Raw genomic sequence first — 21829 nt, 5'->3', positions numbered from 1 at the left:
TGCGTTTCCGACTCTATCAGATCTTTTCTCGATCCGATTTCCTCGGTGCTTTCCAGGTTTCCGCTCTCGCGTTTCCCTTTCCGGCGGTTCCGACTCTATCAGATCCTTTCGGCGTCCGATTCCCTGTCGGCGGGTTTGTCTTCGCGGCTGTTGGGCCGTTCCGGCGAGTGAGACTTTAGCGGATTCCCGACTCCCGAGCTAATCGGGGGCTGCGCCCTTTCGAACGCGGATTCCTCATTTCGCGAATACGCACGCCAAAACAGTCGACGCTGAACGTCGATGAAGTGGGTTGTACTGCGGAATCGCTGTCCGGGGACCGACCGGGGTCGGCGCTCACGTCGGACAACTCGGAGAACAGTACGCACGGGGTCGGGGTGTGTCAACTCCCCCCGGGAGGCCGGACGGGAGGCGTACTCTGACGACATGACCACGCGTACGTGTACCCAGCTCTGGTGGGCCGCCTGACGGCGGCCGACGCACGTATGCACTCAACGGCCGCCGCTTCGGCGGCCGTTCTCGTATCTCCTCCAGGACTCCGGAGGCCGGCCGGCCGGAACGGCGGTCTCGATCAGGAGATGGAGCCGAGATGACACGGGTCTTCAGCGGGATCAAGCCGACCGGGCATCTGACCCTGGGGAACTACCTGGGAGCCATGCGGCGCTGGGTCGAGGTGGACCAGCACAGGTCGGACGCCCTGTTCTGCGTCGTCGACCTGCACGCGCTGACGGTGGACCACGATCCGGCACGGGTGCTCAGACTGAGCAGGCAGGCGGCGACGCTGCTGCTCGCGTCAGGGCTCGACCCGGAGCTGTGCACCGTGTTCCTGCAGAGCCACGTCGACGAGCACACGCGCCTGTCGTACCTGCTGGAGTGCGTGGCGACGGACGGCGAGATGCGCCGCATGATCCAGTACAAGGAGAAGGCGCGGCGCGAACAGGAGCGGGGCGGGAGCGTGCGGCTGTCGCTGCTGACGTACCCGGTGCTGATGGCCGCGGACATCCTGGCCTACGGGGCCGACGAGGTGCCGGTCGGAGAGGACCAGACGCAGCACGTCGAGCTGACGCGGGATCTGGCGGTGCGGTTCAACCAGCGGTACGGGCACACCTTCGTGGTGCCCAGAGCCACGCCTCCGGAGGTGGCCGCCCGGGTGATGAACCTCCAGGACCCGACGTCGAAGATGGGGAAGTCCGACGACTCCGGGCCGGGCATCGTCTATCTCCTCGACGAGCCGGACGTGGTGCGCAAGAAGGTCATGCGGGCCGTGACCGACAGCGGCCGGGACGTGGAGTACGACCGCACAGCGCGGCCGGGGGTGGCGAACCTGCTGGAGATCCTCGGCGCGTGCACGGGCGGGGACCCGGAGACGCTGGCCGGTGACTACGACTCCTACGGTGCCCTGAAGAAGGACACCGCGGAGGCCGTGGTGGAGGTGTTCGGGCCGGTGCAGGCGAGGCACCGGGAGCTGTGCGCGGATCCCTCGTATGTGGAAGGGGTGCTGCGCCGGGGCGCTGAGAAGGCCCGGGCGATGGCCCGGCCGACCGTCGACGCCGCCTATCGGGCGATCGGTCTGATGCCGGCCGCCTCCGAGCCCGCACCGGCACCGGTCCATTAGGACGAGGCGGGCTCCGGGGCGGTGGGGGGAGAGGACTTGGTGACCCGCCGCCCCGGGGGTGCCGCTCGATCCGGTGTTTCCCGTCGGTCGTTCTTTGTCAGTCCTTCTTGCCGGAGGCCAGCTCGCGGCTTCGGTCTCGGGCGGCCTCCAGGGCGGCGATGAGGGCGGCGCGGACGCCGTGGTTCTCCAGCTCGCGGATGGCGTTGATCGTCGTACCGGCCGGGGAGGTCACGTTCTCGCGCAGCTTGACCGGGTGCTCGCCGCTGTCGCGGAGCATCACCGCGGCGCCGATGGCGGACTGGACGATCAGGTCGTGGGCCTTGTCGCGGGGCAGGCCGAGCAGGATGCCGGCGTCGGTCATGGCCTCGACAAGGTAGAAGAAGTACGCCGGGCCGGAGCCGGACAGCGCGGTGCAGGCGTCCTGCTGGGTCTCGGGGACGCGCAGGGTCTTGCCGACGCCGCCGAAGATCTCCTCGGCGTGGGCGAGGTGCGCCTCCCCGGCGTGGCTGCCGGCTGAGATGACGGACATGGCCTCGTCGACCAGGGCGGGGGTGTTCGTCATGACGCGGACCACCGGGGTGCCGGCGGCGAGGCGCTCCTCGAAGAAGGAGGTCGGGATGCCGGCGGCGCCGCTGATGACCAGGCGGTCGGCGGGGAGGTGCGGGGCGAGTTCGTCCAGGAGAGCGCCCATGTCCTGCGGCTTCACCGTGAGGATCAGGGTGTCGGCGGTCTTGGCGGCCTCGGTGTTGGTGACCGGGGTGACTCCGTGGCGGGCGCGGAGTTCTTCGGCGCGTTCGGGGCGGCGGGCGGTGACCAGGAGGTCGGCGGGGGCCCACCCGGCCCGGATCATTCCGCTGAGCAGGGCTTCGCCGATCTTGCCGGTGCCGAGGACTGCGACTTTCTGGCTCATGCGGTTCAGTCTCGCACCGGGGCGGCCGGGTCCGGGCCGTTGTCCGGCTGGCGGAACGGGGGCCGCCTCCCCCGGCAGGCTCTAGGCGGTCCGCCGTCGCAGGGTCGCCGCGCCGAGGGCCAGGACCAGGACCGCGCAGCCGGCCACGATCAGTACGTCGCGTACGAACGTGGTGGTCATGTCGGTGTGGTGGAGGACCTCGTTCATGCCGTCGACGGCGTACGACATGGGCAGGACGTCGGAGATGGCCTCGAGGACGGGGTGCATGTCGGAGCGGGGCGTGAAGAGTCCGCAGAGCAGGAGCTGGGGGAAGATCACCGCGGGCATGAACTGGACCGCCTGGAACTCGGAGGCCGCGAAGGCCGAGACGAAGAGACCGAGGGCCGTGCCGAGCAGGGCGTCGAGGAGCGCGACGAGCAGGAGCAGCCAGGCCGAGCCGGTGACATCCAGGCCGAGGAGCCAGCGGGCGAGTCCGGTGGCGAGGGCGGACTGGACGATGGCGAGGGCGCCGAAGGCGAGCGCGTAGCCGGCGATGAGGTCCGCTTTGCCCAGGGGCATGGCGAGGAGGCGTTCGAGGGTGCCCGAGGTGCGTTCGCGCAGGGTGGCGATCGAGGTCACCAGGAACATCGTGATCAGCGGGAAGATGCCGAGCAGCGACGCGCCGATGTTGTCGAAGGTGCGGGGGCTGGCGTCGAAGACGAAGCGCAGCAGGACCAGCATCAGGCAGGGGACGAGGATCATCAGCGCGATGGTCCGCGGGTCGTGCCGGAGTTGGCGCAGGACACGGGCCGCGGTGGCGGTGGTGCGGGCGGCGCTGAACGCGCCGGTCGGGGCGGCGGCGGCCGGGGACGTCGTGCTCATCGGGTCGTCTCCTGGGTGCGGTCCGCGGCGGCGGCTTGGTCCACCAGTCGGAGGAAGGCGGCCTCGACGGTGTCGGTGCCGGTACGGGTGCGCAGGGCGTCGGGCGTGTCGTCGGCCAGAATGCGCCCGTCGCGCATAAGGAGCAGCCGGTGGCAGCGCTCGGCCTCGTCCATGACGTGGGAGGAGACGAGCAGGGTGACGCCCCGGTCGGCGGCGAGGGCGTGGAAGAGGTTCCACAGGTCGCGGCGCAGGACGGGGTCGAGGCCGACCGTCGGTTCGTCCAGGACGAGGAGTTCGGGGGCGCCGAGGAGGGCGACGGCGAGGGAGACGCGGCTGCGCTGGCCGCCGGAGAGGTTGCCGGCGAGGGCGTCGGCGTGGCTGGTGAGGTCGACGTCGGTGAGGACGCGGGCGACGTCGTCGCGGCGGTCGGGCTTGGCGCGGCCGGGGTCGAGGATCGAGGCGAAGTAGTCGAGGTTCTGGCGGACGGTCAGGTCGTCGTAGACGGAGGGGGCCTGGGTGACGTAGCCGATGCGGCTGCGCAGGGTGGGGTGTCCGGCGGGGCGGCCGAGGACGTCGAGGGTGCCCGAGACCTTGGCCTGGGTGGCGACGATGGAGCGCATGAGAGTGGATTTGCCGCACCCGGAGGGACCGAGCAGGCCGGTGACCTGGCCACGCGCGACGGTGAAGGCCAGGTGTCGCAGGACGGTGCGGGAGCCGCGGACGACGGTGAGGCCGTCGGCGCGGACGGCGTCCGGTGCCGCTGGACGGGGCGGGTCGGGCAAGTAATTCATCACGTGATGAATAATTGTCCCGGCGGGCCGGTGCCGTCAAGGGGCGTGTTCGTGCGCACCACGGACGGAAGCGGCGGCCGGTGTACACCGGCCGCCGCTTCCCCGCCATCGGTGATGAGGCGTCAGGACTTGGCGGCGACGAGCAGGAGCACGTCGTACGTCTCCTCGACGACGCCGTCCGGGAAGACCTTCAGCAGATGGCCGCGCTCCTCTTCGAGGAAGGCGTCCCTGCGCTCCGCCGGGGCGACCAGGAACGCCGAGTGGCTGCCGATGTTGGCGAGGTGGGTGTCCAGCGGGACGCGGCGGCTCCAGCGGATGTCACGGCGGGTGAAGCGGAGGCGCCCGCTGGGGTCGGCCTGCGCTCGGTCGCCGGCACCGCGCTTCTCGGCGGGGATGTCGACACCGAAGAAGCGGGCGGTCCGCTCCGCCGACTCGGCGATCCACTCGAGGTCGACGGCGTCGGTGTTCCACCACAGCGCCAGCGCCCCGCCCGGACGCAGCACGCGCAGCGCCTCCGGCACCGCCCGGGCGGGGTCGGTCCAGTGCCAGGCCTGGGCGTAGGTGAGGAGATCGGCGTGGGCGCCGGCGAGGGGGAGGGCGTTGCCGTTGCCCCGCACGAGAGGGACGTCCGGCAGGGCGCGGCGGAACTCGGCGGCCATGCCCTCCCCCGGTTCGACCGCGAGGACATCGGCCCCTCGGTCCCGCAGCAGGGCGGTGGCGATACCGGTGCCGGCGCCGACGTCCACGACCCGGGCGCCGGACAGGGGGCGGCCGGCCAGCTCCTCCACGGTGTCCAGGAGGGCGGCCGGGTAGGAGGGGCGGTTCGCGGCGTACTGGGCGGCCGCCGCGTTGAAGGAGCGGGCGCGCAGGCCGCGCGACGGCTCGGCGGTGTGGGACGTGGTCATACCGCCATGCTGTCCACGCCGGGGGCGGGGACACAGGCGGGTTCACGGGGGCGGCTGCGAGCCGCTCCGCCGGAGCCGTGTCAGCGGCGGCGCTTGCGCTTCGACGGGTCGCCCGTGCGCCGGGAGGACCGGCGCTCGTACTCCTCGCGGGCCTTGTCGTACTCCTCGCGGTGCAGCTTCTCGCCCGGGGCTTCGGTGAGGGCGCGGAAGAAGTAGGCCAGCAGGGAGCCGACGAAGCCGATGGCGAGCAGGCCGCGCAGCGAGGCCTGCCGCTGGGGGTCGTGGCGCCTGCCGAACCCCTCCCAGGTGTTGCGGAAGGCCAGCGCGCTGCAGATCGCGAACATGGCGATGATCAGCACGGTCACGAAGGCGCCGGTGCCGGCGATCTGGAGGCCGTCGTAGGCGAAGCGCAGCACCAGGCAGGAGACGACGGCCGCGGCGAGGGAGCCGGTCGCCACGCCGGCCCGGCGGGCCGCGTACCCGTGGTCGTGGTCCACCCAGGAGGTGCCGAAGAAGCGGAGGGGTTCGGGCCGGGGGCCGCCGGCGGTGGTCTCGCCGCGCGCGGAGCCCGCCTGGTCCTCCGGGGTGCCGGTTTCGTCGCTCACGGGACGATTATGGCTCCGGACGCCGGCGGGCTCCGGGCGGGGTCAGGAGCAGCGGGAGGCGACGTAGCCGTCGCTGCCGGTGTGTACGTAGGCGTCGGAGACGAACTCGCCGTTGTTGATGTTGTCCCAGATCTTCGAGGTGCCGTAGGGGCCCGTCACGGTGGTGCCGGGCGTCTGGCAGAAGATCGGGACGCTGGCGCCCTCGGCCAGCACCCGGACGATGCCGTAGCCGGTGCCGGGACCGCTGCGGACGTTCAGCCGGACGCCCGGGGCGACCGAGTACGTGCGTACGGCGGCCTCCGCCGTCAGCGAGTCGTTGTTCACGGCGCTCGCGGACGCGTCGGTGTGGTCGACGGACATGACAGTCCTCCCCCGTTGAGCCCCATGAATGCGATGGGGTCCCTTCATTGCCTCGCGCGCCGCGTCCCGGGACCCGGGTGCGCGACTCGCACGCGGAGGCTAGCAAGCCGCCTCGGTCTCGTACGAGTCATCGACTAGGCTCCGTGCGTCGCGCGCACGGACGAAGAGCACGGGGGTGGTCCATGGCGCCGCAGCGCAGCACCGGAGCCGGCGCGGAAGCGGAACTTCCCGAGTACGCCGGTCAGTACCGCCTGGAGTCGTGTCTGGGTTCCGGTGGCATGGGCGTGGTCCATCTGGCCCGCAGCGACTCCGGGCTGAAGCTCGCGGTGAAGGTCGTGCACGCAGAGTTCGCCAGGGACCGGGAATTCAGGGGGCGTTTCCGGCAGGAGGTGGCCGCGGCCCGCAGGGTGAGCGGGGCCTTCACGGCTCCGGTCGTGGACGCCGACACGAACGCCGAACGGCCCTGGATGGCAACCCTGTTCATCCCCGGCCCGACCCTGTCGGACCACGTCAAGCGGAACGGGCCCATGCCGCCGGCGCAGCTTCGGCGTCTGATGGCCGGACTGGCGGAGGCCCTGCGCGACATCCACCGGGTGGGCGTCGTGCACCGGGACCTCAAGCCGAGCAACGTCCTGCTCGCCGAGGACGGGCCGAAGGTCATCGACTTCGGCATCTCCCGGCCCAAGGACAGTGAACTGCGGACCGAGACCGGCAAGTTGATCGGGACACCGCCGTTCATGGCGCCCGAGCAGTTCCGGCGTCCCAGGGAGGTCGGCCCGGCGGCGGACATCTTCGCCCTCGGGTCGGTGCTGGTGCACGCGGCCACCGGGCGGGGGCCGTTCGACTCGGACAGCCCCTATGTCGTCGCGTACCAGGTGGTGCACGACGAGCCGGATCTGACCGGGGTGCCGGAGAGCCTGGCGCCGCTGCTGCTGCGCTGTCTGGCGAAGGAGCCGGAGGACCGGCCGACGCCGGACGAGCTGATGCGGGAACTGCGCTCGGTGGCCGCCTCGTACGACACCCAGGCGTTCATACCCGCGCAGCGCACCGGCGACGACACCCCGCCGCCCAGGTCCGCCGCGGCGGAGCCGGCGCCCGCGCCCGAGTCCGAGCCCGGGCCGCGGCCCCGGATCTGGTCCGGCAGGCGGGTGGCCCTGGCCGCCGGGGTGCTCGCCGTCGTGCTGGGCGGCGCGCTCACCGGGCTGCTGTGGCCGGGCGACGCCGGCGCTCCGGTCGCCCGGTCGACGGGTGTGCCGGCCGGTACCGCCACCGTCGCCTCGTGGCAGGCGAAGCCGGCGGGCAAGGGCTCCGGGATGCCGCAGTGCGTGTACGGGAGCGGGAAGTTGCTGTGTGTCCGGGCGGGCGTGGCGTTCGCGCTCGACCCGGCGAACGGTGCGCTGCTGTGGCGGCACCCGGTCGCCGGGAAATGGGCAGGCGGGGCGCCGGCCCTCGCGGACGGCCTGCTCCTGGTGCCGGTGGACGGTGGCCGCCGGATGGCGGCGCTCGACCCCGCCTCGGGTGAGCCGCGGTGGCAGCGGGACCTGCACGCGCACGGAGCGGCGCGGTTCGGCGGCGGCATGCTGCTGGTCACCGGCACCGACGGAACGGTCACGGGGTCGTCCGTGTCGTCGGGAGCCCCCAAGTGGCACCGCCGGGTCTCCGAACGGGACACCCCCGCGCTGACCCTCCCCGGCGGTGACCCCCTGGCCTACGCGGCCGGAACCTCGGCGGACGGCGCGGACACGCTGATCACCGCCCTCGACCCGGCCTCCGGCGCCGTCCGGTGGAACGCGCGGCTGAAGGGCTCGCTGCAGGTCGTCGGCAGTGAGGGCGGTGCGCTGTTCCTGCTGGCCGTCGATCCGGCCACGGGGGACGCGACCGGTGTCGTGCGCTATGCGCCCGCATCGCGTTCGGAGCGCCGGGTCGCGCTGCCGGTGCGGCGGGTGGCGCCCCAGGCCGACGTGCGCGGCGGTGTGGTGCACGTACTGGCGGCCGGTGGCTCGCTGGACGCCGTCGACCTGGGTACGGGCCGGCGGCTGTGGCACCTGGAGACGTCCGTGAGCCGTGGTTCGGCACCGGTCTCCTCCGCCGGGCACGTCTATTTCAACGCGCCCGACGGGCGGCTGATCGCCGTCGACGCGCGCGACGGGAGCCTGGTGGGGCAGACGCCGCCCCGGCTCGGCCGGAACTCGGGCACGGTCACCGCCGTGCTGCCGGCCCCGCTCCTCGTCGGCCCCCGCGTCCACGCCGGCGCCCCCGACGGCACCGTGTTCACGGTGCCCGAGAAGGATCCCTCGGCCTGGTGAGACAGCGCGCGGGGCCGCCTCCGGTGATGGAGGCGGCCCCGCACGGAACTCCGGGTCAGCCCAGCTTGCTCACATCACGCACCGCGCCCTTGTCGGCGCTGGTCGCCATGGCCGCGTAGGCGCGCAGCGCGGCGGAGACCTTGCGCTCGCGGTTCTTCGGGGCGTACGCCCCGGCCAGCGCCTGGCCGCGGCGGGCCAGCTCCGCCTCGTCGACCAGCAGCTCGATCGTGCGGTTCGGGATGTCGATGCGGATGCGGTCGCCGTCCTGGACCAGGGCGATGGTGCCGCCGGACGCCGCCTCCGGGGAGGCGTGGCCGATGGACAGGCCGGAGGTGCCGCCGGAGAAGCGGCCGTCGGTGATCAGGGCGCAGCTCTTGCCCAGGCCGCGGCCCTTCAGGTACGAGGTCGGGTAGAGCATCTCCTGCATGCCGGGGCCGCCCTTGGGGCCCTCGTAGCGGATGACGACGACGTCGCCGTCCTTGACCTCCTGGGTGAGGATCCGCTGGACGGCCTCCTCCTGCGACTCGCAGACCACCGCCGGGCCCTCGAAGGTCCAGATCGACTCGTCGACACCGGCGGTCTTCACCACGCAGCCGTCGACGGCCAGGTTGCCCCTGAGGACCGCGAGGCCGCCGTCCTTGGAGTAGGCGTGCTCGACGGAGTGGATGCAGCCGTTCTCGGCGTCGTCGTCCAGGGCCTCCCAGCGCTCGGACTGGGAGAAGGCCTCCGCGGAGCGGACGCAGCCGGGGGCCGCGTGCCACAGCTCGACGGCCTCCGGCGACGGGGAGCCGCCGCGGACGTCCCAGGTCTTCAGCCAGTCGGACAGGGAGGGGCTGTGGACGGCGTGGACGTCCTCGTTGAGCAGGCCCCCGCGGTGCAGTTCGCCGAGGAGGGCGGGGATGCCGCCGGCGCGGTGCACGTCCTCCATGTAGTACGTGCGGTTCTTCGCGACGTTGGGCGCGACCTTGGCGAGGCAGGGGACGCGGCGGGAGACGGCGTCGATCTGCTCCAGGCCGAAGGGGACGCCCGCCTCCTGGGCGGCGGCCAGCAGGTGCAGGATCGTGTTGGTGGAGCCGCCCATCGCGATGTCCAGGGCCATGGCGTTCTCGAAGGCCTGGAAGGTGGCGATGTTGAGCGGCAGGACGGTGTCGTCGTCCTGCTCGTAGTAGCGGCGGGTGAGGTCCATGACCGTGCGGGCCGCGTTCTCGTAGAGGGCGCGGCGGGCGGTGTGGGTGGCGAGGACCGAGCCGTTGCCGGGCAGGGAGAGGCCGATGGCCTCGGTCAGGCAGTTCATCGAGTTGGCGGTGAACATGCCGGAACAGCTGCCGCAGGTCGGGCAGGCGTTCTCCTCGATGCGGAGGATGTCCTCGTCGGAGATCTTGTCGTTGACGGCGTCGGAGATCGCGTCGACCAGGTCCAGGGTGCGCACCGTGCCGTCGACCAGCGTGGCGCGGCCGGACTCCATCGGGCCGCCGGAGACGAAGACCGTCGGGATGTTCAGGCGCAGGGCGGCCATCAGCATGCCCGGGGTGATCTTGTCGCAGTTGGAGATGCAGACCAGGGCGTCGGCGCAGTGGGCCTCGACCATGTACTCCACCGAGTCCGCGATCAGGTCGCGGGAGGGCAGGGAGTAGAGCATGCCGCCGTGACCCATGGCGATGCCGTCGTCCACGGCGATCGTGTTGAACTCGCGCGGGATGCCGCCCGCCTCCTTGATCGCCTCGCTGACGATCCGGCCGACCGGCTGGAGGTGGGTGTGACCCGGCACGAACTCGGTGAAGGAGTTGGCGACGGCGATGACCGGCTTCCGGCCGATGTCCGCACCGGGTACACCAGAGGCGCGCATAAGGGCGCGGGCGCCCGCCATGTTGCGGCCGTGGGTGACTGTGCGGGACCTCAGCTCGGGCATCGTCGCTCGCTCCTTCGAAGACCTTCTGCCAGAGAGTTCTGACTCCTCCGAGCGTACGCCGCCCCTCCAAGGGATGGACAAGCTTGTCCGGAATGCGGGACGAGCGTTTCACGGCCACGGGCGCCGGGGCAGGCCCACGGGCGTCAGGGCCGCGTCAGATGGCCCTGCACCACGGGCGCGACCCGCGCGATGATCTGCTCCAGGTCCGCCGACGCCAGCGGCTCCAGCTTGATCACGTAGCGCATCATCGCCGCGCCGACCAACTGCGCGGCGGCCAGCTCGGCGCGCAGCTCCGGGTCCGGCAGGTCCACCTGGGCGGCCACGCGGCGCAGGAGCTGGGTCGCGACCAGGCGGCGGAAGACGGCCGCCGCGGTCTCGTTGTTCACGGCGGAGCGGAGGATCGCGAGCAGGGGGGTACGGGTCGTGGGGTTCTCCCAGACCCCGAGGACGAAGCGGGTCAGCCGCTCGCCGATCTCGGCCAGCGGGACCTCGGCGATCGCGTCGGGCGCTTCGAGCGCGGGCGCGAAGGCGACCTCGATGGACGCCTCGAAGATCTGTTCCTTGGTGCCGAAGTAGTGGTGCACCAGCGCCGAGTCGACTCCGGCGGCCTTGGCGATGCCGCGCACGGACGTCTTCTCGTAGCCGCGCTCGGAGAACTCCTCGCGGGCGGCGGAGAGGATGCGGTCGCGGGTGCCGGCGGACTCGGTGCGCGGGGGCCGGCCCCTTCGGCGCGAGGTGGTGCCGGTCATCGCCGGGGCACCCGCACGGCGGAGGCGAGGTGCTGCCGGGTGAAGGCGAGGGCCTCGGCGAGGTCGGCCTCGCGCTCGGCGCTGGACATCGCCCGCCGGGTGTTGACCTCGATCACGACATGGCCGTCGAAGCCGGTGTGCGGGAGCCGCTCCAGCAGTTCGGCGCAGGGCTGGGTGCCGCGGCCGGGGACGAGGTGCTCGTCCTTGGCGGAGCCCCGGCCGTCGGCGAGATGGACGTGGCCGAGCCGGTCGCCCATGCGGTCGATCATGGCGAGCGCGTCGGTGCGGGCCGTCGAGGTGTGGCTGAGGTCGATCGTGAAGTGCCGGTAGTCGTCCTTGGTGACGTCCCAGTCGGGGGCGTAGGCCAGCATCTCGCGGTCGCGGTAGCGCCAGGGGTACATGTTCTCGACGGCGAACCGTACGTCCGTCTCGTTCGCCATCCGCCACACCCCGGTGACGAAGTCGCGGGCGTACTGCCGCTGCCAGCGGAAGGGCGGGTGGACGACGACGGTGTCGGCGCCCAGCCTCTCGGCGGCCGCGCGGGCCCGTTGGAGCTTGGCCCAGGGGTCGGTGGACCAGACGCGCTGGGTGATCAGCAGGCAGGGGGCGTGCACGGCGAGGATCGGGACGCCGTGGTGGTCGGACAGCCGGCGCAGCGCGTCGATGTCCTGGCTCACCGGGTCGGTCCACACCATGACCTCGACGCCGTCGTATCCGACGCGCGCGGCGATCTCGAAGGCCGTCGCCGTCGACTCCGGGTACACCGAGGCCGTCGACAGGGCGACCTTTACGTCCCTTGGTTCAGCCACGTCCGTCACCTTACGGGGTCGGGCGACCCGGACGCGGGGTGCCGGTTCGCCATTGTGAGCTTTGCCATCCGCGCAGTTGCACGGCATGCCGGGGCCGCTCGCACGCGGCGGCGGTGGCATGTGCGGATACGGTTCCGCGCCCCTTGGGCACTCAGTCCGAGCCCATGTGGTCGAGACGGCGGAGGATGACGCCCTCACGCAGCGCCCAGGGGCATATCTCCAGGCTCTCCACACCGAACAGGTCCATCGCGCCCTCGGCCACCAGGGCGCCGGCGAGGAGCTGGCCGGCCCTGCCCTCCGAGACACCGGGGAGTTCCCCGCGCTGCTCGGCGGTCATCCCGGACAGCCGGGGCACCCAGGCCTCCAGGGACTCCCGCTTGAGTTCGCGCTGGACGTAGAGGCCCTCCGCGCTGCGGGCGGCACCGGCGATACGGGCGAGCTGCTTGAAGGTCTTGGAGGTGGCGACCACGTGGTCGGGGGCGCCGAGGCGGCTGAACTCGCCGACGGTACGGGCGATCTCCGTGCGGACGTGGCGGCGCAGGGCGCGCACGTCGTCGGGGGCGGGCGGATCGCCGGGCAGCCAGCCGGCGGTGAGGCGGCCCGCGCCGAGCGGCAGGGAGACGGCGGCGTCCGGCTCCTCGTCCATGCCGTAGGCGATCTCCAGCGAGCCGCCGCCGATGTCCAGGACCAGCAGCCTGCCGGCGGACCAGCCGAACCAGCGGCGGACGGCGAGGAAGGTGAGCCGGGCCTCCTCCGCGCCGGTGAGCACCTGGAGTCGTACGCCGGTCTCGTCCTCCACGCGCGCGAGGACGTCGTCGGCGTTGGTGGCCTCCCGGACGGCGGAGGTCGCGAACGGCAGCAGGTCCTCGACGCCCTTGTCCTCGGCGGCCTGGAGCGCGTCCCGGACCACGTCGGCCAGCCGGTGGATGCCGTCGTCGCCGATGGCACCGCTGTCGTCGAGCAGTTGGGCGAGGCGCAGATCGGCCTTGTGCGAGTGCGCGGGCAACGGCCGTGCGCCGGGGTGGGCGTCCACCACCAGCAGATGCACCGTGTTCGAACCCACGTCCAGGACCCCGAGTCTCATGTACGGAACGCTACTGCCAGAACCGGCGTCCTCGGTCCCCGTCGCGGCCCCGGGCCACTTACCCTGGACGCGTGCCAAAGACGAAAAAGGCGAAGGACGACAAGCCGTCCAAGTCCGGCAAGACGCCCAGAAAGGCCCCGAACGTGAGTGACGAGAAGGGGCTCGACTTCGCGCGCGCGTGGGTGGAGTTTCCTGATCCGGCGGACGAGGAGCAGGTCTTCCGCTGCGATCTGACATGGCTGACCTCTCGCTGGAACTGCATCTTCGGCAGCGGCTGCCAGGGCATCCAGGCGGGCCGCGCGGACGACGGGTGCTGCTCGCTGGGCGCCCACTTCTCCGACGAGGACGACGAGAAGCGGGTCGCCGAGCACGTGGCGAGGCTCACGCCGGAGATCTGGCAGCACCACGACGAGGGCACCCGCAACGGCTGGACCTCCGAGGACGACGAGGGGTCCCGGCAGACCCGGCCCTTCCAGGGGTCGTGCATCTTCCAGAACCGTCCGGGCTTCGCCGGCGGTGCGGGCTGCTCGCTGCACATCCTCGCCCTGAAGGAGGGGCGGGAGCCGCTGGAGACCAAGCCGGACGTCTGCTGGCAGCTGCCGATCCGGCGGACGTACGACTGGGTCGAGCGGCCGGACGACACGCGCGTACTGCAGGTGTCGATCGGCGAGTACGACCGCCGGGGCTGGGGCCCGGGCGGCCACGACCTGCACTGGTGGTGCACCTCGGCGACATCGGCGCACGGCGCGGGCGAGCCGGTGTACGTCTCCTACCGGGCCGAGCTGACCGAGCTGATGGGCAAGGCCGGCTACGACCGGCTGGCCGAGCTGTGCGAGCAGCGGCTGGCCTCGCAGCTGCCACTGGTGGCACCGCATCCGGCGGATCCGGAGCGTTCCTAGGGACTGTCGCAACAGGCCCTAGCCGTCCGAAGGGCTCGGGTCGCCGTCGTCGGTGGGCGGCGCGGACGAGCTCGGCGGGTCGGACGGTGTCGGGTCGGCCGGGGTGGACGGCGGGTCCGAGGGCGAGGGGGGCGGGCTGGACGGCGGGTCGGTGTGGGCCGGGGTCGAGGGACTCGGGTCGGGGGCTGGCGTCGAGGGCGGGGCCGGGGGGCCGCTGGGGGCGGTGCCGTAGCCGTCGATCGTGACCACGGCGCCGGCCGGTGAGACCGCCAGCTGCGCGTGCCAGTGGCCGGACGGCTCACGCAGCCGGTCGACGTACACCTTGATCGTGAACGTCTCGCCGGGGCGGAGCGTTCCCGCCGACCGGCTGAAGTAGAGCCAGGACGCCGAGGTGGCCACGGACCAGCGGACCGGTCCCGAGCCGGACGCGGTGAGCGTGATCAGCGTGGTGTCGCCGTCGGTGCGCGCGCCGACCGCGAGCTCCCCGGCGCCCTTCCCGCCGGCTCCGCCGACGCTGACGACCTTCACGGAGACGTCCGCCGTGCCCTTCTCGGCCGGGGCGCCGGACGGCTTCACCCGGGCGTTTCCCGCGTTCTCGTAGCCGCCGCCGGTGTCACCGCCGAATGCGTCGGGGCCCTGTGCCTCGCGCGCGGGGCCCCCCGGGCGGCCGTCCTCACCGGGGGCCGGAGCACCTCTGTAGGCGGCCCACAGGGCGAGCACGGGGGCGGCGACCACGGTGGCGACGACGGTCGTGGTGACGGCACGCGCGCGGAGGCGGTCGCGGCGGGCCGCGCGGTCCTTGGGGTCCATCGGGAAGCCGCGTCGGTCGAAGCGTGGCACGGCCGTGCCACGCGCGCGGGGGTGGTGCGCGAGGGCGACGTGCAGGGCCGCGCGGGGCGCCTGCAGAACCGGCAGCTCGGCCGGGGTGACCGTGGCGCCGGGCCAGCGGCCGGGCACGGCGCGCTCGGCGGTGCGGCGGCAGCGGGGGCAGTCGTCTACGTGCCGGACCAGCTCGCGGCGCAGGGTGGCGCTGAGGACCAGCCGGCTGTCTCCGGTGAGGTGGGCCACGCTCGGGCAGCCGCCGGTCTCGACGACGGCGAGCGCGGCGCGGGTGCGCTCGACCTCGCAGGCCGCCGACGCCAGCAGCTCGCGCGCGGCGGCGGGCGCCATGCCGAGGACGGCGGCGACCTCGGGTGCGGCGAGGTGGTGGCGGACGGCGAGCTCCAGGGCCTCGCGCTGCTCGGGGGAGGTGCCCGCCGCCTCCGGCCAGGCGAGCAGGGCGAGTTCACCGCGCCGCTGCTCCAGTACCTCCGGGGCCACGGGCGGACCGGCCTCCCGCTTCGGGGCGGCCGGGCGGCCCGAAGCGTGGGTGGCCTGACGTTTCCGCCGGGCCTCGGCGAGCCCTCGCAGGCACGCCCAGCGGGCCAGTGCGTACAGCCAGGCCCGCTGGTCGACGGCCTCCGGAACGCGCTGTCCGCGCCGCTCGGCCAGCACCAGGACGTCGCCGAGGGCGGCGGTGGCCGCGTCGTGGTCGCACAGCACCGACAGGCAGTAGGTGAACAGACCGTCCAGGTACGGCTCGTAGCGCGCCGGCGGCCGCTGCGCGAGGGTGCGCGCGGCGGCTCGGTCACGCGCCTCCCGGTTTGTCCGGTGTGCGCCGGTGGTGCGGGTGGTCGTCTCCGGACTGCTGCTCATCACCCGTGCGACCGTAGGCGGCGGCGCAGCGCTCCTTCCGGCGCCTTGAGCTCTTTTAATTCGTACGGGTGAAACGATCCCTCATAAGGGGACAGGAACCTTTCGTTCCACGGCCCGGACCCGACGGGCCGTGACCGGTACCGGGCGGCCCGGGGCGGCCCGCGGGGGCGTTGTCAGTGCCGCGGGCTACGGTTTCCGCATGGCTGCCCGTACCAAGACCACCAAGGACCGACCGTCCTACCGCTGCACCGAGTGCGGCTGGCAGACCGCCAAATGGCTCGGCCGCTGCCCGGAGTGCCAGGCCTGGGGCACGGTCGAGGAGTACGGCGCGCCCGCGGTGCGTACGACGGCGCCGGGCCGCGTCACCAGCTCGGCGCTGCCCATCGGCCAGGTCGACGGCCGTCAGGCCACCGCCCGCCCGACCGGTGTGCCGGAGCTGGACCGGGTGCTCGGCGGCGGTCTGGTGCCCGGCGCGGTGGTCCTGCTCGCGGGCGAGCCCGGCGTCGGCAAGTCCACCCTGCTGCTGGACGTGGCCGCCAAGTCGGCCAGTGACGAGCACCGCACCCTCTATGTGACCGGCGAGGAGTCGGCGAGCCAGGTGCGGCTGCGCGCCGACCGCATCGGCGCCCTGGACGATCATCTGTACCTGGCGGCCGAGACCGATCTGGCGGCCGTCCTGGGCCACTTGGACGCGGTGAAGCCGTCCCTGCTGATCCTGGACTCGGTGCAGACGGTCGCCTCGCCCGAGATCGACGGCGCGCCCGGCGGCATGGCCCAGGTGCGGGAGGTGGCCGGCGCCCTGATCCGCGCCTCCAAGGAGCGCGGCATGTCCACGCTGCTGGTGGGCCACGTCACCAAGGACGGCGCGATCGCGGGTCCCCGGCTGCTGGAGCACCTGGTGGACGTCGTCCTGCACTTCGAGGGCGACCGGCACGCCCGGCTGCGCCTGGTCCGGGGCGTGAAGAACCGCTACGGCGCCACGGACGAGGTCGGCTGCTTCGAACTGCACGACGAGGGCATCACGGGCCTCGCCGACCCGAGCGGACTCTTCCTGACCCGTCGTGCCGAACCGGTCCCGGGCACCTGCCTGACGGTCACCCTCGAGGGCCGCCGCCCGCTGGTGGCGGAGGTGCAGGCGCTGACCGTGGACTCCCAGATCCCCTCTCCGCGCCGGACCACCTCGGGTCTGGAGACCTCCCGGGTGTCGATGATGCTCGCGGTGCTGGAGCAGCGCGGGAGGATCAGCGCGCTCGGCAAGCGGGACATCTACTCCGCGACGGTGGGCGGGGTGAAGCTCTCGGAGCCCGCCGCCGACCTGGCGATCGCCCTCGCGCTCGCCTCGGCCGCCAGCGACACCCCCCTGCCCAAGAACCTCGTCGCCATCGGCGAGGTGGGACTCGCGGGCGAGGTCAGACGGGTCACGGGCGTGCAGCGCAGGCTCGCCGAGGCGCACCGGCTGGGCTTCACGCACGCGCTCGTACCGGGCGATCCGGGCAAGGTCCCGGCCGGGATGAAGGTCCTGGAAGTCGCGGACATGGGGGACGCGCTCCGGGTGCTGCCGCGCTCCCGTCGCCGAGAGGCCCCACGGGAGGCGGAGGACCGCCGGTAGACTTTGCCCAGGTCTCGCCCGTCCGTACGAACCGAGTGCGCACGACGGCGGCGCCCCAGAACCTGCGACCGGAGGAGTGCAGTGGCAGCCAACGACCGGGCAGCAGCTCCCGGAAAGTCCGGTGGGAGCGCCGGCTCCGATCGCCTGATGCGCGCCTCGCTGAGTGCCGTGGCTCCCGGCACGCCCCTGCGTGACGGGCTGGAGCGGGTCCTGCGCGGCAACACCGGCGGGCTCATCGTCCTGGGCTCCGACAAGACCGTCGAGGCGATGTGCACGGGCGGCTTCGTCCTGGACGTGGAGTTCGCCGCGACGCGGCTGCGGGAGCTGTGCAAGCTGGACGGTGGCATCGTGCTCTCCTCGGACCTGTCGAAGATCCTGCGGGCCGGCGTGCAGCTCGTCCCGGACCCGACGATCCCGACGGAGGAGACCGGCACCCGGCACCGCACGGCGGACCGGGTCTCGAAGCAGGTCGGTTTCCCGGTGGTCTCCGTATCCCAGTCCATGCGGCTGATCGCGCTCTACGTCGACGGCCAGCGCCGCGTCCTGGAGGACTCCGCCGCGATCCTGTCGCGCGCCAACCAGGCCCTGGCCACCCTGGAGCGGTACAAGCTCCGCCTGGACGAGGTCGCGGGCACGCTGTCGGCGCTGGAGATCGAGGACCTGGTGACGGTCCGGGACGTGTCGGCGGTCGCCCAGCGTCTGGAGATGGTCCGGCGCATCGCCACCGAGATCGCCGAGTACGTGGTCGAACTCGGCACCGACGGCCGTCTTCTCGCGCTCCAGCTCGAGGAGTTGATCGCCGGGGTGGAGCCCGACCGCGAACTGGTCGTCCGGGACTACGTCCCCGAGCCCACGGCGAAGCGGTCCCGCACGGTGGACGAGGCGCTCGCCGAGCTGGACGCCCTGACCCACGCCGAACTCCTCGAGATGGGCACGGTGGCGCGGGCGCTGGGCTACACGGGCTCCCCCGAGACCCTCGACTCCGCGGTGTCCCCGCGCGGCTTCCGGCTCCTGGCGAAGGTGCCGAGGCTGCCGGGCGCGATCATCGACCGCCTGGTGGAGCACTTCGGCGGCCTCCAGAAGCTGCTCGCCGCGAGCGTGGACGACCTCCAGACGGTGGACGGCGTCGGCGAGGCCCGAGCGCGAAGCGTCCGCGAGGGCCTGTCCCGCCTGGCCGAGTCGTCGATCCTGGAACGGTACGTCTGACCGGAGCGGTCATGGCCGCGGGCACGCGCCCCGCGCAGCCGCGGGCCTGCCTGCCTCCCCCAGTACCTCGAGGGCCTGGGGGCACCGCAGGCGCGGGAGGGCGACACACGCCCTGCCCGGCCACGACGCGGGGCGCCTCACCAGCGGCAGCGCCCGTGCTAGTCGGCCGACAGCACGAACGAGGCCCGCGCCTTGGCGAACCCCGGCGCGTTGGCCTCCAGCAGATACGTCCCCGCCTTCGCCGCCCCCGCCGGAGGCGTAGCGCACTCCGGCGCACTCGGCTTCCGGTCCCACTTCACGGTGTACGTGATGCTCTGGCCCGCGCCCACCCGGAAGAGCAGGCTCGCCGCGCCCTTCGGGCAGTCGGCCGACGACCAGTACGCGTCGTCGCCCTCCGCCGGCGTGACGGTCAGCACCGCCTTCTTCGGCCCGAGATCGACCTTGCAGTCACCGGACGAGGAGTTCTTCGCGACCAGTTCGAACTCCGGCGTCTGGTCCGGCGAGTAGGAGTTGTGCACGCTGCGCAGGGTCAACGTCACCGCGCCGGACGTGCAGTTGGGCAGCGAGGAGGACGCGGGCAGCGCGTCGCCGGCACCGACCCCGCCGCCACCGGCGGCGGAGCCGCCGCCCGAGCCGCCGCCGGAGCCGCCGTCGGACCCTCCCGAGCCGGAGCCGCCCTTGCCGTCCGAGCCGGAGTCGCCCGAGCCGGTGCCGCTCCCGCCGGCGTCCCCGCCGCCCGACTCGTCACGCCCGCCCGGGTGTTGGCTGTAGGCAGGCCCGGACGAGGAGGGCCCCGGTGTGATGGTGGACGCGGGGTTCTTGCCGTTCGGCCCGTCGGCGCCGTTCTTGCCGCCCCCGCCGCCCGACGTCACGATCCAGGTGATCAGCAGCGCCAACAGGGCGAGAACGGACAGCATTAGGACCCTCCGTCGCCAGTAGATGGAGGAGGGAAGCGGCCCGACCGGATTGCGCAGAGATCCCACGGCGCAAACTGTACGAGAGATCACCGCTCCCGCTCGCGCCACCCGCCGCCCGGAGGACAACTTTTCCGGATCATCATCCTGGTAACTGCCGCGGACGAACGGCTTCTTCACTCACCGCCACGCGACGCGACGCTCCGCGACCGCGCCGCCACCGGCCACAACTCGCCGAGGCGTGGCAGGATCGGAAGGCCATGACTGAGAAGCTGCACGCCCCCGTGATCGCCTGGTTCGACTCCCACGCCCGCGACCTCCCCTGGCGCCGCCCGGATGCGGGCCCCTGGGGCGTGATGGTCAGCGAGTTCATGCTGCAGCAGACCCCGGTGAGCCGGGTGCTCCCCGTGTACGAGCAGTGGATCGAACGCTGGCCCCGCCCCGCCGACCTCGCCAAGGAGGCTCCCGGAGAGGCGGTGCGCGCCTGGGGCCGGCTCGGCTACCCGCGCCGCGCCCTGCGCCTGCACGGAGCGGCCGCGGCCATAACGGAACGGCACGGCGGTGACGTGCCGACGGATCACGCGCAGCTTCTGGCGCTCCCCGGCATCGGTGAGTACACCGCCGCCGCGGTCGCCTCCTTCGCGTACGGGCAGCGCCACCCGGTGCTGGACACGAACGTGCGCCGGGTCTTCGCCCGGGCGGTGACGGGTGTGCGGTACCCGCCGAACGCCACCACGGCCGCCGAGCGGCGGCTCGCCCGGGAGCTGCTGCCGGAGGAGGAGGGGACGGCCGCGCGCTGGGCCGCCGCCTCCATGGAGCTGGGCGCGCTGGTGTGCACCGCGAAGAACGAGGGCTGCCCGCGCTGCCCGATCGCCGCGCAGTGCGCGTGGCGGCTCGCGGGCAAGCCGGAGCACGAGGGGCCGCCGCGCCGCGGCCAGACGTACGCGGGCACGGACCGGCAGGTGCGCGGCAAGCTTCTCGCCGTGCTGCGGGAGGCGCACGCGCCGGTGCCGCAGGCGGCGCTGGACCGGGTCTGGCACGAGCCGGTGCAGCGGGCCCGCGCGCTCGACGGACTCGTCGCGGACGGCCTGGTGGAGCCGCTGCCGGGCGGCCTGTACCGGCTGCCGCTGAGCTGACGCACGGCCAAGTCACAGCCGGCCGATGTTCGTTACGACGCGACCCGACCGGCGAAACCGCGAATAGCGGGACATAAGCGCCACGTTCCTTACCCCGTACCTACTTCCGTTACACAACCGACGGACAGCCGATTGCCGGCCGCAGGCTGCTCCGCACAGCCTCGTGACAACCGCTCCGTAGCTTTCTTCCCGTGCCCGGCCGACCAACGGGCAGGCAGCACGGCGGGACTTCCGGCACGGGGCCGGAGTACACGGGGAACGGAGGCGGTCGATCATGGCGCAGGGTGAGGTGCTCGAGTTCGAGGAGTACGTCCGCACCCGGCAGGAGGCGCTGCTGCGCAGCGCCCGCCGGCTGGTCCCGGACCCGGTCGACGCCCAGGACCTGCTGCAGACCGCCCTGGTGCGGACGTACGGACGCTGGGACGGCATCGCCGACAAGCGGCTCGCGGACGCCTATCTGCGCCGGGTGATGATCAACACCCGTACCGAGTGGTGGCGGGCGCGCAAGCTGGAGGAGGTCCCCACCGAGCAGCTCCCCGAGTCCTCCGTGGAGGACGCCACCGAGCAGCACGCGGACCGGGCCCTGCTGATGGACATCATGAAGGTGCTCGCACCGAAGCAGCGCAGTGTCGTGGTGCTGCGACACTGGGAGCAGATGTCCACGGAGGAGACCGCCGCCGCCCTCGGCATGTCGGCGGGGACGGTCAAGAGCACGCTGCACCGGGCGCTCGCCCGGCTCCGCGAGGAGCTGGAGGCCCGCGATCTGGACGCACGCGCGCTGGAGCGTGAGGAGCGGGAGCGTTGCGCGGCCTGACCGGGGCCGGGCCCGAGCGGGCCCCAGGCAGTTCAATGGCGGTGATCGCGGCGGCGGCCTCGGTCACCGCCCTCGGCCTTTTCGCCGCAGCCTGCGGCACCGGGGGGACCGGCGCGCGGGACGAGGGACCGGCGCACGCCTCCGCGGTGGCGGGCGCCGTCGCCTCCCCGCCGCCCAGTCCGTCCGACTCCTACCGGCGGGTGGACGCGGTGGCGCTGCTGCGGCACGACCCCGCCGTGTCGGCCTCGGTCAAGCGCGACCTGAAGCCGTGCAACGGCGACGACTACCCGGTCGACGTGTCCTACGGCGACCTGACCGGCGGCGCCGGGAACGACGTCGTCGTCAACGTGCTGACCTGTGCGGACGCGGTGGGTGTCGGCTCGTACGTGTACCGGGACGAGAACGGCGCGTACAAGAATGTCTTCCGGTCGGAGGAGTCCCCGGTCTACGCGGAGATCGTCCAGGGCGTCCTGACCGTGACCAGGCAGGTCTACCGCAGGGGCGACCCGATCTCGCGCCCGTCCGGCGAGGACGTCATCCCCTACGAGTGGAGGGCGGGGCGCTTCGCCCAGGGGAAGGCCGTCCACAACGACTACAGCAAGTCCGTCGGCGGGGACTCGACGCCGCCGGCGCCGGACAACTGACCGACCACAAG

At 72.9% G+C, this 21829-nt stretch carries 20 protein-coding genes; 8 read left to right on the top strand and 12 right to left on the bottom strand.

Translation table 11 applies throughout. From position 1 onward, the window contains the following. Window positions 1-586: 586 nt before the first annotated feature. Window positions 587-1612 (top strand): tryptophan--tRNA ligase, encoded by a 1026-nt coding sequence (trpS, locus tag ACZ6B1_RS20120; RefSeq protein WP_468780123.1) that lies wholly within the window; start codon window positions 587-589, stop codon window positions 1610-1612. A gap of 97 nt (window positions 1613-1709) precedes the next feature. Here the strand turns inward: trpS and proC are convergent, their stop codons facing one another. From proC to ACZ6B1_RS20090, 6 genes are all read right to left on the bottom strand, one after another. Beyond that, complete coding sequence (proC, locus tag ACZ6B1_RS20115; RefSeq protein ID WP_199211462.1) at window positions 1710-2522, bottom strand: pyrroline-5-carboxylate reductase; 813 nt, start codon at window positions 2520-2522, stop codon at window positions 1710-1712. Window positions 2523-2603: 81 nt separating this feature from the next. Then, entirely contained in the window at window positions 2604-3383 is a 780-nt protein-coding gene (locus tag ACZ6B1_RS20110) for an ABC transporter permease (RefSeq protein WP_468780121.1), read from the bottom strand. Next, the gene (locus tag ACZ6B1_RS20105; RefSeq protein ID WP_468780119.1) at window positions 3380-4174 is read right to left on the bottom strand and encodes an ABC transporter ATP-binding protein; all 795 of its coding nucleotides are present in this window, start codon (window positions 4172-4174) and stop codon (window positions 3380-3382) included. Before ACZ6B1_RS20105 ends, ACZ6B1_RS20110 begins: the two co-directional genes overlap by 4 nt. A gap of 122 nt (window positions 4175-4296) precedes the next feature. Beyond that, a complete protein-coding gene (locus ACZ6B1_RS20100) occupies window positions 4297-5079 on the bottom strand; it encodes a class I SAM-dependent methyltransferase (protein ID WP_468780117.1) in 783 nt (260 codons plus the stop codon). A gap of 80 nt (window positions 5080-5159) precedes the next feature. Continuing rightward, window positions 5160-5684, bottom strand: a complete 525-nt coding sequence (locus ACZ6B1_RS20095; protein ID WP_468780115.1) for an EamA/RhaT family transporter — start codon at window positions 5682-5684, stop codon at window positions 5160-5162. A 42-nt stretch (window positions 5685-5726) separates the two neighbouring features. After that, entirely contained in the window at window positions 5727-6044 is a 318-nt protein-coding gene (locus ACZ6B1_RS20090; protein WP_468780113.1) for an SH3 domain-containing protein, read from the bottom strand. A 182-nt stretch (window positions 6045-6226) separates the two neighbouring features. Between ACZ6B1_RS20090 and ACZ6B1_RS20085 the strand changes: the two genes are divergently transcribed. Then, window positions 6227-8350 carry a serine/threonine-protein kinase gene (locus tag ACZ6B1_RS20085; protein WP_468780111.1) on the top strand — a complete coding sequence of 708 codons (2124 nt, stop codon included), beginning with the start codon at window positions 6227-6229 and terminating at the stop codon, window positions 8348-8350. Window positions 8351-8405: 55 nt separating this feature from the next. On the opposite strand, the gene ilvD is transcribed toward ACZ6B1_RS20085, so the two are convergent. The 4 genes from ilvD to ACZ6B1_RS20065 all read right to left on the bottom strand — a co-directional run bounded on the left by ilvD (window position 8406) and on the right by ACZ6B1_RS20065 (window position 12901). Beyond that, complete coding sequence (gene ilvD / locus ACZ6B1_RS20080) at window positions 8406-10259, bottom strand: dihydroxy-acid dehydratase (RefSeq protein WP_468780109.1); 1854 nt, start codon at window positions 10257-10259, stop codon at window positions 8406-8408. A gap of 143 nt (window positions 10260-10402) precedes the next feature. Beyond that, on the bottom strand, window positions 10403-11008 hold the full coding sequence (locus ACZ6B1_RS20075; RefSeq protein WP_468780107.1) for a TetR/AcrR family transcriptional regulator: 606 nt from the start codon (window positions 11006-11008) through the stop codon (window positions 10403-10405). Further along, window positions 11005-11817: a sugar phosphate isomerase/epimerase family protein gene (locus ACZ6B1_RS20070; protein WP_468780105.1), complete on the bottom strand. Its 813-nt coding sequence runs from the start codon at window positions 11815-11817 to the stop codon at window positions 11005-11007. Before ACZ6B1_RS20070 ends, ACZ6B1_RS20075 begins: the two co-directional genes overlap by 4 nt. 151 nt (window positions 11818-11968) lie before the next feature. After that, complete coding sequence (locus ACZ6B1_RS20065) at window positions 11969-12901, bottom strand: Ppx/GppA family phosphatase (protein WP_468780103.1); 933 nt, start codon at window positions 12899-12901, stop codon at window positions 11969-11971. Window positions 12902-12972: 71 nt separating this feature from the next. Between ACZ6B1_RS20065 and ACZ6B1_RS20060 the strand changes: the two genes are divergently transcribed. After that, on the top strand, window positions 12973-13800 hold the full coding sequence (locus tag ACZ6B1_RS20060) for a DUF3109 family protein (RefSeq protein ID WP_468780101.1): 828 nt from the start codon (window positions 12973-12975) through the stop codon (window positions 13798-13800). A gap of 18 nt (window positions 13801-13818) precedes the next feature. Here the strand turns inward: ACZ6B1_RS20060 and ACZ6B1_RS20055 are convergent, their stop codons facing one another. Next, window positions 13819-15498 (bottom strand): BACON domain-containing protein, encoded by a 1680-nt coding sequence (locus ACZ6B1_RS20055; protein ID WP_468780099.1) that lies wholly within the window; start codon window positions 15496-15498, stop codon window positions 13819-13821. A gap of 196 nt (window positions 15499-15694) precedes the next feature. Between ACZ6B1_RS20055 and radA the strand changes: the two genes are divergently transcribed. Then, window positions 15695-17104, top strand: coding sequence for a DNA repair protein RadA (gene radA / locus ACZ6B1_RS20050; protein WP_366910278.1), 1410 nt, complete (start codon window positions 15695-15697; stop codon window positions 17102-17104). 81 nt (window positions 17105-17185) lie between these two features. Further along, window positions 17186-18310, top strand: coding sequence for a DNA integrity scanning diadenylate cyclase DisA (gene disA / locus ACZ6B1_RS20045; RefSeq protein WP_351667234.1), 1125 nt, complete (start codon window positions 17186-17188; stop codon window positions 18308-18310). A gap of 158 nt (window positions 18311-18468) precedes the next feature. Here the strand turns inward: disA and ACZ6B1_RS20040 are convergent, their stop codons facing one another. Continuing rightward, on the bottom strand, window positions 18469-19293 hold the full coding sequence (locus tag ACZ6B1_RS20040; RefSeq protein ID WP_468780096.1) for a hypothetical protein: 825 nt from the start codon (window positions 19291-19293) through the stop codon (window positions 18469-18471). Window positions 19294-19484: 191 nt separating this feature from the next. Between ACZ6B1_RS20040 and ACZ6B1_RS20035 the strand changes: the two genes are divergently transcribed. The 3 genes from ACZ6B1_RS20035 (at window position 19485) to ACZ6B1_RS20025 (ending at window position 21818) form a co-directional block, all read left to right on the top strand. Then, on the top strand, window positions 19485-20360 hold the full coding sequence (locus tag ACZ6B1_RS20035; protein WP_468780094.1) for an HhH-GPD family protein: 876 nt from the start codon (window positions 19485-19487) through the stop codon (window positions 20358-20360). A gap of 274 nt (window positions 20361-20634) precedes the next feature. Further along, window positions 20635-21174, top strand: a complete 540-nt coding sequence (locus tag ACZ6B1_RS20030; RefSeq protein ID WP_199211452.1) for a SigE family RNA polymerase sigma factor — start codon at window positions 20635-20637, stop codon at window positions 21172-21174. 35 nt (window positions 21175-21209) lie between these two features. After that, window positions 21210-21818, top strand: a complete 609-nt coding sequence (locus ACZ6B1_RS20025; protein ID WP_468780092.1) for a hypothetical protein — start codon at window positions 21210-21212, stop codon at window positions 21816-21818. Window positions 21819-21829 lie beyond the last annotated feature (11 nt).

This window comes from Streptomyces sp. NPDC041129, assembly GCF_055592265.1.
The sequence above is the reverse complement of the archived record's forward strand: the minus strand, read 5'-3'. Positions and strand labels throughout refer to the sequence as shown.

Coding starts and splice junctions, on each gene's coding strand:
- trpS (WP_468780123.1), top strand. CDS start 587: ATGACACGGGTCTTCAGCGGGATCAAGCCGACCGGGCATCTGACCCTG.
- proC (WP_199211462.1), bottom strand. CDS start 2,522: ATGAGCCAGAAAGTCGCAGTCCTCGGCACCGGCAAGATCGGCGAAGCC.
- ACZ6B1_RS20110 (WP_468780121.1), bottom strand. CDS start 3,383: ATGAGCACGACGTCCCCGGCCGCCGCCGCCCCGACCGGCGCGTTCAGC.
- ACZ6B1_RS20105 (WP_468780119.1), bottom strand. CDS start 4,174: ATGAATTACTTGCCCGACCCGCCCCGTCCAGCGGCACCGGACGCCGTC.
- ACZ6B1_RS20100 (WP_468780117.1), bottom strand. CDS start 5,079: ATGACCACGTCCCACACCGCCGAGCCGTCGCGCGGCCTGCGCGCCCGC.
- ACZ6B1_RS20090 (WP_468780113.1), bottom strand. CDS start 6,044: ATGTCCGTCGACCACACCGACGCGTCCGCGAGCGCCGTGAACAACGAC.
- ACZ6B1_RS20085 (WP_468780111.1), top strand. CDS start 6,227: ATGGCGCCGCAGCGCAGCACCGGAGCCGGCGCGGAAGCGGAACTTCCC.
- ilvD (WP_468780109.1), bottom strand. CDS start 10,259: ATGCCCGAGCTGAGGTCCCGCACAGTCACCCACGGCCGCAACATGGCG.
- ACZ6B1_RS20075 (WP_468780107.1), bottom strand. CDS start 11,008: ATGACCGGCACCACCTCGCGCCGAAGGGGCCGGCCCCCGCGCACCGAG.
- ACZ6B1_RS20065 (WP_468780103.1), bottom strand. CDS start 12,901: ATGAGACTCGGGGTCCTGGACGTGGGTTCGAACACGGTGCATCTGCTG.
- radA (WP_366910278.1), top strand. CDS start 15,695: ATGGCTGCCCGTACCAAGACCACCAAGGACCGACCGTCCTACCGCTGC.
- ACZ6B1_RS20035 (WP_468780094.1), top strand. CDS start 19,485: ATGACTGAGAAGCTGCACGCCCCCGTGATCGCCTGGTTCGACTCCCAC.
- ACZ6B1_RS20030 (WP_199211452.1), top strand. CDS start 20,635: ATGGCGCAGGGTGAGGTGCTCGAGTTCGAGGAGTACGTCCGCACCCGG.
- ACZ6B1_RS20025 (WP_468780092.1), top strand. CDS start 21,210: ATGGCGGTGATCGCGGCGGCGGCCTCGGTCACCGCCCTCGGCCTTTTC.